We start from the raw sequence: 16,238 nt of genomic DNA, 5'->3' as shown, positions 1-16,238 counted from the left end.
CAAAGGAGTTTTTTATAAAATGGAAAAAATGATGTTAAAAAAGCAAGCAACAGGTAGAATTCGTAGTGGTTATCCATTATTAGTAAAAGGAGATTTTGTAAAAGAACCTAAAGTTGCTGAAGGAACGCTTGTTGAATTAATTGATTCACAACAAAAATTTGTAGCTCATGGCTATTTAGCGACACAAAATAAAGGGGACGGTTGGGTTCTATCTATACTTCCAAATCAACCCATTAATCAAAAATTTTATGAAGGTCTTTTCCATGAAGCTGAAGCAAATCGAGCTGCCTTAAAGGCTGATGATGAGACAACAGCTTATCGCTTTTTTAATGGAGAAGGAGACGGATTAGGCGGATTAACAATTGATTATTATGCTGATTATTACGTTTTTTCTTGGTATAGTGTTGGGATTTATCAACATCAAAAAATGATCCTAGAAGCTTTCAAAAAAGCTGTTCCATCTAGAAAAGGGATTTATCAAAAATTCCGTTATGATACAAAAGGGGCAACTTATGATAGCCATATATTTGGGGAAACAGCACCAGAACCTTTGATAGTTGTGGAGAATGGGATTCAGTATGCAACTTATTTAGATGATGGTCTAATGACAGGGATCTTCTTAGATCAACGTGAAGTCCGCGAAGCAATTCGGGAAAAATACTCAGTTGGAAAAACAATTCTGAATACGTTTAGCTATACAGGCGCATTTTCAGTAGCAGCTGCTATGGGTGGCGCACTTGAAACGACTAGCGTTGATTTGGCCAATCGGAGCTTGCCTAAAACTCAAGAACAATTCTCTGTAAATGGTATTGATCCAGCAACACAGAAAATCATCGTGATGGATGTTTTCGATTATTTCAAATACGCTGCCCGCAAAGAGCTTTCATTTGATACGATTGTAGTTGATCCGCCAAGTTTTGCTCGCTCAAAGAAAAAAACATTTAGTGTGGCGAAAGATTATAGTCAACTATTAGAAGAAGTTATTGCGATTACTAATCCAAATGGCGTGATTGTTGCTTCAACAAATGCTGCCAATGTTACAATGGAAAAATTTGAAGGTATGATTAAAAAGGCTTTTGTGAATCAAAATAGTCAGTTTGAATGGCTGGAGAGCTATCAATTGCCTAGTGATTTTAAATTAAACCCACAATTTCCAGAAGGTAGTTATTTAAAGGTCTGGATTTTACGTAAAAAATAGAGCTTAGTTTTTAAAAGTTATCTAAGCGATAGGGGGAGAGTAAATATGAATATTGGTGAGTTGGTTATTCGATCAATCGAAAATATTAGCGTGATTTACTTTTTGCTTTCGCTAACTTTTTATTTAGTTGATGGAAATAGTTTGTTGTCCGTTTCTTCAGTTTGGTGGAAGCGAGTATTATTTGGGGTCGTTTTTGGGCTAGTAGCAGAGCTATTAATGTATACAGCTATTGTTATTGGGGAAAGTAGTTTAACTTATAGTTTTATTCCAATTTTTATTTGTTTTTACATTGCTGGCCCATTAAGTGGACTTACTAGTTTTTCAGTTATGTATCTTTTCGATGCATTGACTACTCCTAACTGGACTTTTGAATGGCTTAATATATTGTATTATTCCGTTTTAATTGTGTTTATGCTTTTAGTAAAAGGATGGAAAAATAACTCTCCTAAACGATTTTCACTGCATTTGTTGATTATGATTGTTTATTCCATCTTTATGCTAAGTTTTTATTATCCAGATACTTGGAAATCACCAGATATTTTTTTATTTGAAACGTTTTGTTATTTATCTTCCATCATTTGTTATTATTTTGTGAATCAACAGCGAATTTATTTTTTGAGTCATATACAGTTAATCGAAGAAACGAAAAAAGACTTTCTAACAGGCTTATACAATCGAAATTACTTAGTGACAACACTGAAAAACTTAGATTCTAAAAATAAAAATTATTGCATTTTAATGTTAGATATTGATCATTTTAAGTTAATCAATGATCAATATGGGCATTTAGCAGGAGATCAAGTGTTAAAACAATTCTCTAAAATAATTAAATCTGCGTTTGAACAAAAAAATATGAGTTTTCGTTATGGTGGAGAAGAATTTATTGTTTTGCTTAAGAATGTCGGCTTGGTTGAAGCATGCGACATAGCAGAAATTATGCGTCAGCTTATTTCTGAGTATTCATTTATTATTGCTGAGGATGATGTTGTTGAGATTACAACGTCAATTGGTGTTTCTATAAAAAGTGGAACTGGAAAAGACTACTCAGAGATTATTGAAGATGCAGATAAAGCTTTGTATCAAGCTAAGAATTCAGGACGGAATCAAGTTCATTTAGGTGAAGAGTATTTGACTGGTAAATAAATGAGGTGTTTTTTTACTGTCATTTATGTAAAGAAAGTGAGTGGGACAAAACTATTTTTAGTTTTGTCCCACTCACTTTTCTGTTTATTAATCAGCTAGATTTAAATCAAAGACTTCAATATTCTCTAAACCGCCATAAGCATCATACCAAGGAACAGCACCATCTTTTAAAATTGTATTCAAGGTTTCAACATTGGCTTTACCAGTTGTATCAAGCCATTTTACTAAGCCTTCTTTGCCATTTTCTGCATAGGCGGCCACACCTTCAAACCAAGTAGCACGTCCACCAAGAATCCCGCTATAAGTAGCACCAGCAAGTTTGGCAAAACGTAATTCTTCTTGGAAAGTTTTAGTTGGAACGCCAGCACTTAGATAGATGAAGGGACGAGTTGCAGCATCGCTGGCTTCTTTAAAATAACTCAAAGCTTCTTCTTGTGTATAAACATGAGAATCGTCATTTTCAGTGTAACCTTCCACATATTTAAAGAGTACTGGCACTTCAACTTTTAACACATCAATATGGTATTTGTCTTTAGTCAATTCTTTAATTGTATCAATTACTTTTTTAGGTTTAATTTTAGCAAATTCAGGACTGTGATCATCAGTGATTTTATCATCATAAACAATGGGTTCAACAAAGACAGGAATATCAGCAGCTCGAGCTTCATCACCAAGACGCTCTAAAAATCCCAGTTTCTTTTGTATAATCTCATCAGCTTCATCAGGATTAAAATAAACTAAAACCTTTGCCGCATCTGCCCCTTTGGCAATTAAACGTTGAGCGGACATATCAGGTAATAATTCAGGTAAACGACCGGGAGTATTGGCATCGTAGCCAGTTTTTTCATAGGACAAAATTAAACCAGCTTGTGGATTTTTATCTTGAATTCCTTTAAATCCAAGCTCTTCATCTAATAGAATAGCACTAACGTATTTAGTCAACTCTTGTGAAACTAACCCTTTGAATTCATAAACCATATCAATGTTATAGGTATCCGGACCAACTGCACTTTCCATCATTTTTTTCATAGAACCACGTTGATCAATTGCTAAAGCAGCAATGACTCCATCTTGATTGGATAACTGTTGCATTTTTTCAAATTTGCCTCGTGAAATTCTTTTCTTTGTCATGAAAAATCCCTCCAACTATCAGTATAACTTGATTGTAGCCCCAAGGGATTTAAAATTCAAATCATAGCCCTTCTGCTGAGAAATAGACTTCGCAAAAGAACGAGACTTATGTTAAACTATTAGCAAATAAAAGCTATTTTTCAGAAGGGTTGTTTAGTAATGAAAGCAAAAAAAATTCATAAAACTAATGCTTGCCGGATCTTGGATCAAGCTAAAATCGATTATCATGTGTATGAGTTTCCATGGAGTGAAGATCATTTGGATGCCAATTCAGTGGCTGATAAGATTGGAATAAAGCGAGAAAATCTCTATAAAACCTTGGTGACGGTTGGCGATAAATCGGGTATTACGATAGCGTGCTTATCCGGTGTTCATGAATTGAATTTAAAAGCCTTAGCAAAGGTCAGTGGCAATAAAAAAATCGAGATGTTGCCTATGAAAGATTTAGAAAAAACAACGGGTTATATTCGTGGGGGATGTTCGCCAATTGGAATGAAAAAAGAATTTCCTACTTTCATTGCAAGCGAAGCGCAAGATCAAGCTGAAGTGATTATTTCGGCAGGCAAACGTGGTATGCAGATTGCTTTGGATCCAAGGGCATTAAGCCAGGTGGCTCATGCACAATTCGCTGATATTACAGATTAAGTTTTTTTGAATAAACTATGTAGATTTAAGTTATAAAAATAAGAGTAGTTGTAGAAGCTATAAAAATCTAAATAAGCAAATTTCTTGTTGTATAATAAAGATATGAGGCGCTATTTTTATTATAAAATAACAAGTTTATAATAAAAGAACGTTATTTATTTTTCCCGTTGACAAAGGATTTTTAATGAATTATATTTAAGTTCATAAAATAATTTTTCGGGGGGAGAATAAGATATGAAAAAAATTGTTAGTGGTATGATGCTAGTTTTGGTAGCGTTCTTTCTGGTAGCGTGTGGAGCTAAGGAGGAAACAAAATCTTTTACTATGAATCAAGCTGGTATTGAGATGGTCTTAACATACACGTATGAGGGAGATACTGTAACAAAACAAGTAACAACGAGTAAAATAGAGTATAAAGCACTTGGAATTGAAACTAAAGAGCAAGCAAAAACCATTTTAGATGAACAGTCAAAAAAATTCCAAAATATTGATGGACTAGAAGAAAAAATTGAGTATAGTGATACGTACGCTACAGAAACAGTAGCTGTTGATTATTCTAAAGTTGATTTATCTAAATTAGGAGATCTTCCAGGAACATCTGGCAATGCCGATGCCAAAAGTAAGAAAATTAGTATGAAAGAAAGTGAAAAAATCTTAAAAGCTGCTGGATATAAAGAAAAATGATGATTAATTAAAAAACTTCTCACTCCTAATTTAGGAGTGAGAAGTTTTTTCTTTCTATTCAGATATCTGACTAGCATGCATTCCTGCAATTCGTCCAGTTACAAAGGCAGCTGTAATATTATATCCACCAGTATAGCCATTGATATCCATAATCTCTCCAGTAAAATATAGCCCCTTCGCTAATTTACTTTCCATCGTTTTAGGATTAATTTCTTTAGTATGAATTCCGCCACCCGTTACAAAAGCCTTTTCTAACGGATGTGTCCCATTCGCAGTAAATCGAAAATCTTTAAAGAAGGCAATTAATCCGTCGATTTGTTCAGTAGTACATTGTTTTAAAGGTTGTCCTTCATCTAATTTAAGACGCTCAATAGCAAATAATAAATAACGTTCTGGAACCAAACCTTTCAAGGCATTCTTTAGACTTTTATCGCCATCCTTCTTAATGAGTTGTTGGAATTGTTGGGTAAGCTGTCCAACAGAAAAATTTGGTAAAACATCTAAAGTCATGGTCACTTGATCGGTTTTGTCTCGCTGCATTGTTTGATGAACAAACATCGAACAACGTAATGCTGCAGGACCAGAAACACCAAAATGAGTAAAAATCATATCCATTTGGTGCGTAATCACACGTTTTTCTTTTTTATTTAAAACACTTAAGGCGACGTCTCTTAAAGACAAACCTTGTAATGTTTTATGAATAATAAAAGGTTCATCAGAAAGAATCGGTGCTTCTGTTGGGTAAAGTGGCTTCAACGTATGTCCAGCTTTCTTTGCCCATTTATAGCCATCTCCAGTTGAACCAGTACGAGGCATTGCTCGACCACCAGTTGATAAAATAATTGCTGAAGCTAAAATTTCTGTCCCATCTTCTAAAAGTACTCCTTTAACAGCATGATCTTCATATACGACGGTAACAACTGGATTCTCGGTTAAAATCGTTACCCCTAATTGTTCCATTTTTGCCATTAGCGCTTCTAAAATAGTTTTAGATTTGTCAGTGACAGGAAACATCCGTCCATGATCTTCTTCCTTCAAACGAACCCCATTAGATTCAAAAAAGTTAATAATATCGTAGTTATCAAATTGATGAAAGGCGCTATATAAAAAACGTCCATTTCCAGGAATATGAGCAATGATTTCATCTGCATCACGATTATTAGTAACATTACAACGTCCGCCACCAGTAACTAATAGCTTGCGACCTAATTTTTTATTTTTTTCAATTACAAGTACATCCGCGCCATTTTCTGCAGCTGCAATAGCTGCCATCATACCACTTGTACCGCCACCAATTACAATGACTGAGTACTTCTTCATTTGAATTTCCCCATTTCTATTCAATCTTCATTAATAAATGTATCATAAATTACTCGAAAAGCAATCAATGAGAGAGTTAGTTTATGAGAATATTGATAGATAGAGTCGTTTCACCTTGAACTGCGAACGTTTTCTTTGGTAGGATAAGGAACGAAGGAATTTTATTTCAAAAGAGAGAGGTATACTAATGGAAATTTTAATCGCGATTATTCCGGCAATTGCTTGGGGAAGTATCGGTCTAGTAAGTAATAAGATTGGAGGAACTGCCTACAATCAAACTTTAGGAATGACAATTGGTGCATTTATCTTCTCAATTGGAATTTATGGAATATATCAACCCGCAATGGATGTTAAAGTAATCATTGTTGGTTTGTTATCAGGTTTATTTTGGGTATTAGGGCAACAACAACAATTTCAAAGTATGAAGACTCTGGGTGTTTCAGGAGCCTTACCGATTTCTACAGGTAGCCAATTAATTGTAAATACATTAGCAGGAGCTTTACTTTTTCATGAATGGAAATCTGGTCGTGATGTTACCCTAGGTGTGATAGCACTACTCATTTTAATTGTTGGGGCACGATTTACAGCAGTTAGTGAAGAGAGTGAACATACAAACAAAGGCGAAAAAGGCAAGGGATATCGAGCAATTGCAATTTCCACAGTTGGTTATGGTTTATATACAATTATCATTAATGCTGCTGGAGTTGATGCAATGGCCGTTATTTTACCACAATCAGTTGGAATGTTAATCGGTAGTATTTTATTTTCGATTCATCAAGATGTCTTTAATAAATACACTCTTAGAAATTTAATTACTGGCTTTTTATGGGCTATTGGAAATATATTTATGTTAATTTCAATGAAGAATGTCGGACTAGCTGTTAGTTTTTCATTATCACAAACGGGAATTATCATCTCAACATTAGGAAGTATTTGGTTGTTGGGCGAAAAGAAAACAAAGCGCGAATTTCGTTATGTAGTAGCAGGTTGTTTGCTAGTTATTGCTGGTGGAATGTTACTTGGTTATCTTAAATCTTAATGAGACTTTTAAGAGAATTCCATCATTCTTTTTAATCTATGTTAAACTAATAAACGATTTATAAATAAAAAAATCATAAGTAAAAAACGTTTAACTATTAACGAGTAAGGTAGGACTAAAAATGAAGAATTACATGCGAAAAAAAACAATTGATCCTTCACATCATCAATCATCAAAATTACGAAAAGAGTTAAAGACCGTTGATTTAATTTTACTTGGTTTAGGGGCAATGGTGGGAACGGGAATTTTTGTGATTACAGGAACAACTGCAGCAAATAATGCTGGTCCATCATTAATTATTTCCTTTGTCATTGCAGCTTTTTCATGTGCATTGTCTGCTTTATGCTATGCGGAGTTTGCTTCTCGAATCCCAACTTCGGGTGGGGCGTATTCGTATGCGTATTCAATCTTTGGGGAGATTATTGGCTGGATGACAGCATGGCTTGTCATCTGTGAGTATTTATTGGCAATTGCTTCGGTAGGATCCGGTTGGTCCGGTTATGTCCATGGATTTCTAGAAGGAATGGGCATTCATTTTCCTTTAGCATTAAAAGCATCGTATAATGTTGCAAATGGCACATATGTGGATATTATTGCTATTTTGATTACATTAGTTGTCACCTATGTGGTGATGCAAGGAGCTAAAAAAGCCTTACGTTTAAATAACATTATGGTTATTGTAAAATTCAGTTTAATTGTTATTTTCTTACTTGTAGGTATTTTCTATGTGGCTCCAGATAACTGGACACCATTTGCACCGTTTGGCGTAAAAGGAATTACGACAGGGGCAGCGATTGTTTTCTTTGCTTTTCTTGGTTTTGATGCAGTGAGTACAGCTGCCGAAGAAGTGAAGAATCCACAACGCGATATTCCTCGTGGGATTATTGGTTCATTAGTGATTGCAACAGCTCTTTATATTGCAGTTACTCTAGTGTTAACTGGAATGGTACCTTACACGAATCTGAATGTTAAGGATCCAGTAGCTTTTGCTATGCGCTTTGTAGGACATGATTTTGTTGCAGGAATTATTTCAGTTGGTGCTATTTTGACTTTATTAACAGTTATGATTTCTATGATGTATGGTTTGACACGGATGGTTTATGTAATCGGTCGTGATGGTCTATTGCCAAAAACATTAAGTGTTGTTGATGAGAAAACCAAAACACCAAAAAATGCAACGATTGCAATTGGGATTGTTTCAGCTATCTTATCAGGTATTATACCTTTAGAAAAATTAGCTGAATTAACAAGTATCGTGACGTTGATGGCCTTTGCTATTATGGCTGCAGGAATCATCAAATTACGAAAAGACTTTGGCGAACCTAAGATCAATGAATTTAAAGTTCCTCTTGTTCCGATTTTTCCAATTATTTCAATGCTAGTTTGTTTCTATTTAATGACTCAACTAGGGATGGCAACATGGATTGCTTTTGGTATTTGGGTAGTAGCGGGTTTGTTGATTTATTTCTTATACGGATACAAGCACAGCGAGTTAGGAAAATAACTAATAATATAAAAAATAGCAAATTTAGAGAAGTAATTTTTCTATGTTTGCTATTTTTTATGTTAAACTAAAGAAAGCGTGAACAAGAGAAAGTTAGGTGGAAATCATGGCATTTGTCAGTATAAAAAATGAATACAAACGTTACAAAATGGGAGATACAACGATTACAGCTAACGATGGAATTAGCTTTGAAATTGAAAAAGGAGAATTTGCAATTATTGTTGGTCCTAGTGGAGCTGGGAAATCAACTGTGTTGAATATTCTTGGTGGAATGGATATCGCCGATGAAGGACAAGTTTTAGTTGATAATATTGATATTGCTAAATTTACGAAACGTCAATTGACAGGATATCGTCGTAATGATGTTGGTTTTGTTTTTCAATTTTATAATCTAGTACCTAACTTAACAACAAAAGAAAATGTAGAGTTGGCTTCGCAGATTTCCCCCCATGCGTTAGATGCCGAAACGGTCTTAAGACAAGTTGGATTAGGTGAGCGTTTAGGCAATTTCCCAGCACAATTATCTGGCGGTGAACAACAACGTGTAGCAATCGCTCGAGCTTTGGCGAAACAACCAAAATTGTTATTGTGTGATGAACCAACGGGGGCATTAGACTATGAGACAGGAAAACAGGTGTTGAAACTTTTACAAGATACGTGTGTGAATACAGGTACAACTGTAATTGTCATTACTCACAACTCAGCAATTGCCCCGATGGCTGACCGAGTGATTGAGATCAACAATGCACAAGTTCGGAAGGTTACGATTAATGAAAATCCAATGTCAGTAAATGATATTGAATGGTAAGGGGGCAGAAATAAATGAAAAAATCAGCTCTTTACAAAGATATATTTAGAGAAATCTGGCAAACAAAAGCTCGTTTTCTTTCGATTTTTGCGATTATTACGTTAGGTGTAGGTTTTTTCTCAGGAATTAAAGCAACAGGTCCTAATATGATAGATACTGCCGATCATTATTTTAAGCAAAAAGACTTAATGGATCTTAAAGTTGTTTCTACTTATGGCTTAAATCAAGATGACTTAGCAGCTTTAGGAAAAGTTAATGGTGCTGACGTGATTCCCAGTTATACGCAGGAAGTTTTCCTTGGAAATACAGGCTTAGTTGCCAAAGTAATGTCTTTATCGAATCAAAAAAATCCAGTGAATGGTTACCGAGTAATTGAAGGCCGTTTGCCAGAAAAAAATGGTGAGATCGCATTAGATAATGTAAAAAAAATAACAAAAAAATATAAAATTGGTGATGAAGTTACCTTTACAGGTGGAGAAGGCAAAGACGCTGATTTAAAAAATAATTTTCAACAATTAACCTATAAAATAGTTGGATTCGTCAATAGTCCCATGTACATTGAAACCTATACTCGTGGAACAAGCTCGATTGGTAAAGGAACCATAGATGGATTTGGAGTGATTTCAGAGACTAATTTTAAGTTAGACTATTATACGGAAGCCTATTTAACATTTAAAAATACGCAAAAATTACAAGCCTATTCAACTAAATATGAAGAACAGATTGAAAAAAATCAAAAAGCTGTCAAAGAAGCTGTTAAACAGCGACCGAAACTTCGTTTAGCTGAAATTAAGGCAGAAGCAGAGAACAAGCTAACGGATGGGCAGCAAAAAATAGCGGATGCTAAGGCTCAAATCGAAAGTGGACAACAGCAACTAGATGCTGCAAAAATTAAATTAGATGCAGGTGAAGTAGCCTACGCTGATGGTGTCAATCAACTACAAACGGAACTAGCAAATGCTGAAGCAACCTTAGTAGATAAACAAAATGAAGTAGATACAGGCAATGCTGAATTAACCAATAAACAAGCTGCTTTAACAAATGGAGAGACACAATTAGCTACAGCAAGAAGCGAATTTCAAACTAAAAAGTCTGCGGCAGAGGCACAAATACAGCAAGGTAGAAGTGTTAGTGAACAAATTCGTCAGGCAATTGCTCTTCCAATTCAAGAAGTCCCAGTTGAGATGAGTCAAGGATTGGCTCTTGGAGCAAGTCAGCTTGATCCAAATTTTGGACAGCTATTAACCGGTTATTTTTCAGGAGTAGTACCAAAGGAGCAAGTAACAGCTGCATTGGATAATAGCAATCAAAAATTAACAGCTTCAACGAATGAGTTGGCTAGTGCTGAAGCTCAATTAAATCAAAAACAGCAAGAGTTAACGAATGGCAAAGCTCAATTAGCAAGTGCATATGCTCAACTACAGGATGGTCAAGCAGCACTTACAGCTGGAAGGGCTCAATTGATTGAGGAAAAAACAAATGGTGAATCTCAATTAGCTAGCTCAAGGGTTGAATTAGATGCAGGTCAAACTAGCTATCAAACAGCTTTGGCTGAATTTACAACTAAGAAAGCTAGTGGGGAAGCTGAAATTGCCAACGGTGAAAAAGAATTAGCTGATGCACAAGATCAGTTAAAGAAAATCTCTCAACCAGATTACTATGTGTTAGATCGGACAACGAATCCAGGATACGGTGAGTTTCGTGACAATGCAGATCGTATTTCAGCAATAGCTCAAGTCTTTCCAGTCTTTTTCTTCCTAATTGCCGCCCTAGTTAGTTTAACAACAATGACCCGAATGGTGGAAGAACAGCGTTTACAAATTGGAACATTAAAAGCGTTAGGCTATCAAGAGCGAGATATCGCAATGAAGTTTATTCTTTATGCATTATTAGCCAGCGTTAGTGCTAGTATTGTAGGTTTAGCCATTGGTTATCAATTATTTCCAGCTTTGATTTTTAATGCATATGGTGCTCTTTACAATTTGCCATCAATCCGAATCACCTATTATATCAGCTATGCCTTGATTTCATTAGTGGTTTCGTTATTGTGTACCGTGGTTTCAGCTTTAGTGGTTACATGGGTTGAACTAAAAAGCAATGCAGCAACCTTAATGCGTCCTAAAGCTCCAAAAAGTGGCAAACGAATTTTATTAGAACGCATTCCATTTATTTGGAATCGTTTTGGTTTTAATCAAAAAGTCACAGCTAGAAATTTATTTCGCTATAAACAGCGAATGTTAATGACAATTCTAGGTATTGCTGGTTGTACAGCCTTGATCTTAACTGGTTTTGGTTTGAAGAATTCAATTGCCGATATTGCGGATTTACAGTACGGAAAAATTATGCGCTATCAAGCGATTGTGGCGTTTAACCCTGATGCAACACAAGAGGATGTCAATAGTTACAATCAGTTAATCAAAAATACAAAAGAGATTACAAAGAATTTAAATGTAAGTCAAGAAAATTATACTGTAACGAAAAAGGACGTAAATACTCAAGAAGCTAGTATTTTTGTTCCAGAAACAATTGAGAATTTTGATCAATTTGTCAGTCTGCGAAATCGTCAAACGGGGGAAAAATACAAAATTCCTAAAAATGGTGTTATCGTTACTGAAAAGTTAGCGAAGCTCTTTGATTTAAAAGTAGGAGCTACCTTTGAAGTGGAAAATTCAGATAACCAAGCGTTTAAAGTAACCGTTAAAGGGATTACGGAAAATTATGCAGGTCATAATATTTATATGAGTCCAAGTTATTATCAAGAAATAGTTAAGGAAAAGCCAAACTACAATACACAATTGTTAACGTATCAAGAAAGTCGCAAATGGGAAAGTAATTTTGGTGAAAAGCTAACGTCTAATCCAAGGGTCGCTGTAGCAACCTTTGTTAGTCAAGTAGGAGGTAGTTTTGAAGATACCATGTCTAGTCTAGATATTGTGACTCTCGTTCTGATTGTTTCAGCAGCATTATTAGCTTTTGTCGTGTTATATAATCTGACCAATATCAATGTTTCTGAGCGGATTCGAGAGCTTTCAACTATCAAGGTATTAGGATTTTATGATAGTGAAGTCAGTCTTTATATTTACCGTGAAAATATTATTTTAACCTTTATGGGGATTGGTGTAGGCCTATTTCTAGGAGTGCTGTTACATGGTTTTGTGCTAGAAACAGCTGAGGTCGATATTATGATGTTTAGTCCAACAATTAAATTAATGAGTTATGTTTATTCAGGTTTACTAACCTTGCTTTTCTCAGGAATGGTTATGTTTGCTATGCATATAAAATTAAAGAAAATCGATATGATTGAAGCCTTAAAATCAGTTGATTAAAGTAAATGAAAACATGACCATTTTTAAGAGAAGTATTTCTTAAAGATGGTGGTGTTTTTTTTGGTTATCTAGTACAATAGAATAACGCTTTTATTAGAGGAGGAGATTCTAAATGGAAAAAATCGTTATAGTTGGGTCAAGCGGTAGTGGAAAATCAACATTAGCAAGACAACTTTCAGAAAAATTAGAAGTCCCGGTTTATCACTTAGATCAATTATTTTGGACAGAGAACTGGCAACCGGGTTCTCAAGAAGAACTGTTTGAAAAGCAAAAACAGATTTTTGAAAGTCAGCCACAATGGATTGTTGATGGAAATTATACAGATAGCTTCGATTTGCGTTTCAGCTATGCAGACACTATTGTTTTTTTAGATCTACCACGCTACATTTATTTTCCAAGAATATTTAAGCGTTATTTTCAATATTTTAAAAAAGTTCGACCTGATATGGCAGCTGGTTGTGAAGAGAAAATGGATTTTGAATTTATTCAGTTTGTTTGGACATTTAAGAAGCGCCGCCCTGAACTTATAAATAAACTGTCAAAATTAACCAGTGAGGAAAAATTAATTTGTCTTAAATCACCTCGTGAAGTTAAAGAATTTATTAAGAATATAAAAAAATGAATTAAAATTTAAAAAAAATCTTCCTATTAAGAACCTTTTTTTTATAGGACTAGCCAACCATTAGTTAGAGAAAAAGATATCATTTGTAACAGAATATTGCTACAATATGAACTATAGAGGGGGAAAGAGGTGAGAAAGTTGATTTGGGGAATAACGTATGAAACGCTTTATTTTTATGTTCTAATTGTTACCGCTATTTTAGCTGTAGTTACCTTTTTTATTGGAGATATCATTGATTTTGATGGTCCGATAGATCCGGTGTTAATTATTCCGTTTTTTGCCTTTACTTCATTGTTTGGTTATCTAGGTGAGACACTGATTGGTTTAGGAAGTGGTTGGATTTTAATTGGTAGCTTAATACTAGCTTCGATACTTATCTTCTTGTTAAACTTTTATCTAATTGTGCCGATGCGTGATGCTGAGACGACATTGTCTACATCTGAAAAAGATATGGAAGGTCGAGTTGGAATTGTGACTACACCAATCCCAGTAAAAGGAATGGGTGAAATTAGTTTGAAGAGTGTGACGGGTTCAAGTACAAGACCAGCATCGCTTTATAAACCAGAAGACCATTCGATAAAAACTGGTGAGAAGGTTCTCGTGATTGAGATTAGAGAGCGGGTAGCTTACGTGGTACCTTATCAAGAAGTATTTTAATGAACAAAAATAAAGGAGGAAAATAAGAATGTCGTATTTTGTAATTGGTTTATGTGTTTTTGTTGTCTTAATGTGTTTAGTGATATTTATTTCAAAATATCAAACTGCTAATCCTGATGAGGCTTTAATTATCAGTGGGAGCTATTTAGGAACTAAGAATGTATTTAAGGATGATTCAGGTAATAAGATTAAAATTGTTCGTGGTGGAGGAGCTTTTGTGCTACCTGTTTTCCAGCGTTCAAACCGTTTAAGTTTATTATCTAGTAAATTAGATGTTTCAACACCAGAAGTATACACAGAACAAGGTGTGCCGGTTATGGCAGATGGTACCTCTATTATTAAAATAGGTTCATCTGTTGAAGAGATTGCTACAGCAGCAGAGCAATTTTTAAGTAAAACTAGAGATGAATTAGAGAATGAGGCTCGCGAAGTTCTTGAAGGACATTTGCGTTCAATCTTAGGTTCAATGACAGTAGAAGAAATTTACCAAAATCGTGATAAATTTAGCCAAAGTGTGCAAGAAGTAGCCAGTGTTGATTTGGCAAAAATGGGTTTAATTATTGTTTCCTTCACGATTAAAGAAGTAAAAGATAAAAATGGCTATTTAGATTCACTTGGGAAACCAAGAATTGCTCAAGTAAAACGTGACGCCGATATCGCCATTGCTGAAGCAGATAAAGAAACTCGTATTAAGCGTGCCGAGGCTGAAAAGAACTCGAAAAAATCTGAGTTAGAACGTGAAACTGAAGTAGCTGAAGCATTAAAAGAAAAAGAATTAAAATTAGCTGCTTACAAACAAGAACAAGATATTGCAAAAGCCCAAGCCGATCAAGCCTATGGATTGGAAAGTGCAAAAGCCCAACAACAAGTAACCGAAGAAGAAATGACTGTTAAAATCATCGAGCGTCAAAAACAAATTGAATTAGAAGAAAAAGAAATTACTCGTCGTGAGAAACAATACGATTCAGAAGTGAAGAAAAAAGCTGATGCAGATCGTTATGCCAAAGAACAAGAAGCCTTAGGGAATAAAGCTCGTGAAGTAGCCGAAGCTGAAGCTGATCAGTTCCGTGTGGAAGCAATGGCAACAGCCAATGCCAATCAAGTTCGTCTTGAAGGACAAGCGTTAGCTGATGCTATTTTAGCTAAAGGACAAGCAGAGGCTGAATCAAAAGCTAAAATTGCCGAAGCCTTTAAACAATACGGTGAGGCAGCGATTCTGGCAATGGTTGTTGATGTATTGCCAAGTATGGTGAAAGAAGCAGCACAACCAATGGGGAACATTGAGAAAATTACTGTTATTGATAATGGTCAAGGTGAAGGTGCTAGTAGTGGTGCAAACCGTGTTGCTAGTTATGCAACGAATTTATTAGCAACAACTCAAGAAACCTTAAAAGAAACAACAGGTTTAGATGTAAAAGATTTAATTGAAAAATTTGTTACTAAAGCACCACAAACAATTCATCAAGATATCCACCAAGATAAAGAGTAAAATAATAAAACAGTGTCAATCCTTGATAAAGAGGACGGACACTGTTTTATTTATTCGATTCTGATTTTTCTTCTTCTAATTGGGTTAATTCTGCTTTTTCTGTATCTAGCTGTTGAATTTCTTCATTAATTTCAGAAACTTTTTCAGGGATGGGTGTTTTGATTAGGTGGTTGACTGCAAGAGCAATAAAGGTTCCAATAAAGGTATCTACAACACGATCCAAAGCATAAATAAACGTATCTGTTGTGGGAATGGTAAAGTAAATAATTAGCAACGTTGCAATCGCACCGATAATTCCACTATTATAATCAATTCCATCACATAGAATAATAATAAACATGATACAAAGAGGGATACCGATGACTTCGACAATAAAAGAACTTCCAAGTTCACGATGAGCAAAAATAAATAAAGCAGCTACTAATGCCCCAATTGAGTTTCCTAAAATTCGTGATTTACCAAATTTTACCGTTGTTTCTACGTCTTGTCTTAAGGCAAAAACAGCAGCTAAAGAAGCAATCATTGGCGTACCACGATTTAAAAAATGAAAAATAAAAATACAAATTCCAACAGCGATTCCAGTCTTGACGGTTCGCATTCCTAATCTAAAATGTCCAAGTTCCATTAATCACTTCACCTTACTTTTTATAGTTGAGTCTACTTGCTATGTAT

Annotated in this window: 14 protein-coding genes; 11 read left to right on the top strand and 3 right to left on the bottom strand. The window is 35.0% G+C overall.

Going from position 1 to position 16,238, the window contains the following annotated elements; translation table 11 throughout:
- Positions 1-19 precede the first annotated feature (19 nt).
- Both BR43_RS06030 and BR43_RS06025 read left to right on the top strand, forming a co-directional pair.
- A complete protein-coding gene (locus BR43_RS06030; RefSeq protein WP_034560277.1) occupies positions 20-1,198 on the top strand; it encodes a class I SAM-dependent rRNA methyltransferase in 1,179 nt (392 codons plus the stop codon).
- A gap of 45 nt (positions 1,199-1,243) precedes the next feature.
- Complete coding sequence (locus tag BR43_RS06025; RefSeq protein WP_034560276.1) at positions 1,244-2,341, top strand: GGDEF domain-containing protein; 1,098 nt, start codon at positions 1,244-1,246, stop codon at positions 2,339-2,341.
- Between the two features lie 87 nt (positions 2,342-2,428).
- On the opposite strand, the gene BR43_RS06020 is transcribed toward BR43_RS06025, so the two are convergent.
- Complete coding sequence (locus BR43_RS06020) at positions 2,429-3,472, bottom strand: tagatose 1,6-diphosphate aldolase (RefSeq protein ID WP_034560275.1); 1,044 nt, start codon at positions 3,470-3,472, stop codon at positions 2,429-2,431.
- A gap of 159 nt (positions 3,473-3,631) precedes the next feature.
- On the opposite strand from BR43_RS06020, the gene ybaK reads away from it, so the two are divergent.
- Positions 3,632-4,117, top strand: coding sequence for a Cys-tRNA(Pro) deacylase (ybaK, locus tag BR43_RS06015; RefSeq protein WP_034560273.1), 486 nt, complete (start codon positions 3,632-3,634; stop codon positions 4,115-4,117).
- A 234-nt stretch (positions 4,118-4,351) separates the two neighbouring features.
- Complete coding sequence (locus BR43_RS06010; protein WP_034560271.1) at positions 4,352-4,801, top strand: YehR family lipoprotein; 450 nt, start codon at positions 4,352-4,354, stop codon at positions 4,799-4,801.
- A 54-nt stretch (positions 4,802-4,855) separates the two neighbouring features.
- On the opposite strand, the gene BR43_RS06005 is transcribed toward BR43_RS06010, so the two are convergent.
- A complete protein-coding gene (locus BR43_RS06005; protein ID WP_034560270.1) occupies positions 4,856-6,121 on the bottom strand; it encodes a BaiN/RdsA family NAD(P)/FAD-dependent oxidoreductase in 1,266 nt (421 codons plus the stop codon).
- A gap of 187 nt (positions 6,122-6,308) precedes the next feature.
- Between BR43_RS06005 and BR43_RS06000 the strand changes: the two genes are divergently transcribed.
- From BR43_RS06000 to BR43_RS05970, 7 genes are all read left to right on the top strand, one after another.
- Positions 6,309-7,160 (top strand): GRP family sugar transporter, encoded by an 852-nt coding sequence (locus tag BR43_RS06000; protein ID WP_034560268.1) that lies wholly within the window; start codon positions 6,309-6,311, stop codon positions 7,158-7,160.
- Between the two features lie 121 nt (positions 7,161-7,281).
- On the top strand, positions 7,282-8,664 hold the full coding sequence (locus BR43_RS05995; RefSeq protein WP_034560267.1) for an amino acid permease: 1,383 nt from the start codon (positions 7,282-7,284) through the stop codon (positions 8,662-8,664).
- A 106-nt stretch (positions 8,665-8,770) separates the two neighbouring features.
- Positions 8,771-9,472: an ABC transporter ATP-binding protein gene (locus tag BR43_RS05990; RefSeq protein ID WP_034560262.1), complete on the top strand. Its 702-nt coding sequence runs from the start codon at positions 8,771-8,773 to the stop codon at positions 9,470-9,472.
- 14 nt (positions 9,473-9,486) lie between these two features.
- Positions 9,487-12,798 carry an ABC transporter permease gene (locus BR43_RS05985; RefSeq protein ID WP_034560261.1) on the top strand — a complete coding sequence of 1,104 codons (3,312 nt, stop codon included), beginning with the start codon at positions 9,487-9,489 and terminating at the stop codon, positions 12,796-12,798.
- Between the two features lie 112 nt (positions 12,799-12,910).
- A complete protein-coding gene (locus tag BR43_RS05980; protein WP_034560259.1) occupies positions 12,911-13,420 on the top strand; it encodes a DNA topology modulation protein in 510 nt (169 codons plus the stop codon).
- A 138-nt stretch (positions 13,421-13,558) separates the two neighbouring features.
- Positions 13,559-14,077 carry an NfeD family membrane protein gene (locus tag BR43_RS05975; RefSeq protein ID WP_034564859.1) on the top strand — a complete coding sequence of 173 codons (519 nt, stop codon included), beginning with the start codon at positions 13,559-13,561 and terminating at the stop codon, positions 14,075-14,077.
- A gap of 28 nt (positions 14,078-14,105) precedes the next feature.
- Entirely contained in the window at positions 14,106-15,566 is a 1,461-nt protein-coding gene (locus tag BR43_RS05970) for a flotillin lipid rafts scaffold protein FloT (protein ID WP_034560256.1), read from the top strand.
- A gap of 46 nt (positions 15,567-15,612) precedes the next feature.
- Here BR43_RS05970 and BR43_RS05965 read toward each other — a convergent pair whose 3' ends face one another.
- On the bottom strand, positions 15,613-16,191 hold the full coding sequence (locus BR43_RS05965; protein WP_034560255.1) for an FUSC family protein: 579 nt from the start codon (positions 16,189-16,191) through the stop codon (positions 15,613-15,615).
- Positions 16,192-16,238 lie beyond the last annotated feature (47 nt).

The organism is Carnobacterium gallinarum DSM 4847, from assembly GCF_000744375.1.
GTDB classification, from domain to species: domain Bacteria; phylum Bacillota; class Bacilli; order Lactobacillales; family Carnobacteriaceae; genus Carnobacterium; species Carnobacterium gallinarum.
The sequence above is the reverse complement of the archived record's forward strand: the minus strand, read 5'-3'. Positions and strand labels throughout refer to the sequence as shown.

Coding starts and splice junctions, on each gene's coding strand:
- BR43_RS06030 (WP_034560277.1), top strand. CDS start 20: ATGGAAAAAATGATGTTAAAAAAGCAAGCAACAGGTAGAATTCGTAGT.
- BR43_RS06025 (WP_034560276.1), top strand. CDS start 1,244: ATGAATATTGGTGAGTTGGTTATTCGATCAATCGAAAATATTAGCGTG.
- BR43_RS06020 (WP_034560275.1), bottom strand. CDS start 3,472: ATGACAAAGAAAAGAATTTCACGAGGCAAATTTGAAAAAATGCAACAG.
- ybaK (WP_034560273.1), top strand. CDS start 3,632: ATGAAAGCAAAAAAAATTCATAAAACTAATGCTTGCCGGATCTTGGAT.
- BR43_RS06010 (WP_034560271.1), top strand. CDS start 4,352: ATGAAAAAAATTGTTAGTGGTATGATGCTAGTTTTGGTAGCGTTCTTT.
- BR43_RS06005 (WP_034560270.1), bottom strand. CDS start 6,121: ATGAAGAAGTACTCAGTCATTGTAATTGGTGGCGGTACAAGTGGTATG.
- BR43_RS06000 (WP_034560268.1), top strand. CDS start 6,309: ATGGAAATTTTAATCGCGATTATTCCGGCAATTGCTTGGGGAAGTATC.
- BR43_RS05995 (WP_034560267.1), top strand. CDS start 7,282: ATGAAGAATTACATGCGAAAAAAAACAATTGATCCTTCACATCATCAA.
- BR43_RS05990 (WP_034560262.1), top strand. CDS start 8,771: ATGGCATTTGTCAGTATAAAAAATGAATACAAACGTTACAAAATGGGA.
- BR43_RS05985 (WP_034560261.1), top strand. CDS start 9,487: ATGAAAAAATCAGCTCTTTACAAAGATATATTTAGAGAAATCTGGCAA.
- BR43_RS05980 (WP_034560259.1), top strand. CDS start 12,911: ATGGAAAAAATCGTTATAGTTGGGTCAAGCGGTAGTGGAAAATCAACA.
- BR43_RS05970 (WP_034560256.1), top strand. CDS start 14,106: ATGTCGTATTTTGTAATTGGTTTATGTGTTTTTGTTGTCTTAATGTGT.
- BR43_RS05965 (WP_034560255.1), bottom strand. CDS start 16,191: ATGGAACTTGGACATTTTAGATTAGGAATGCGAACCGTCAAGACTGGA.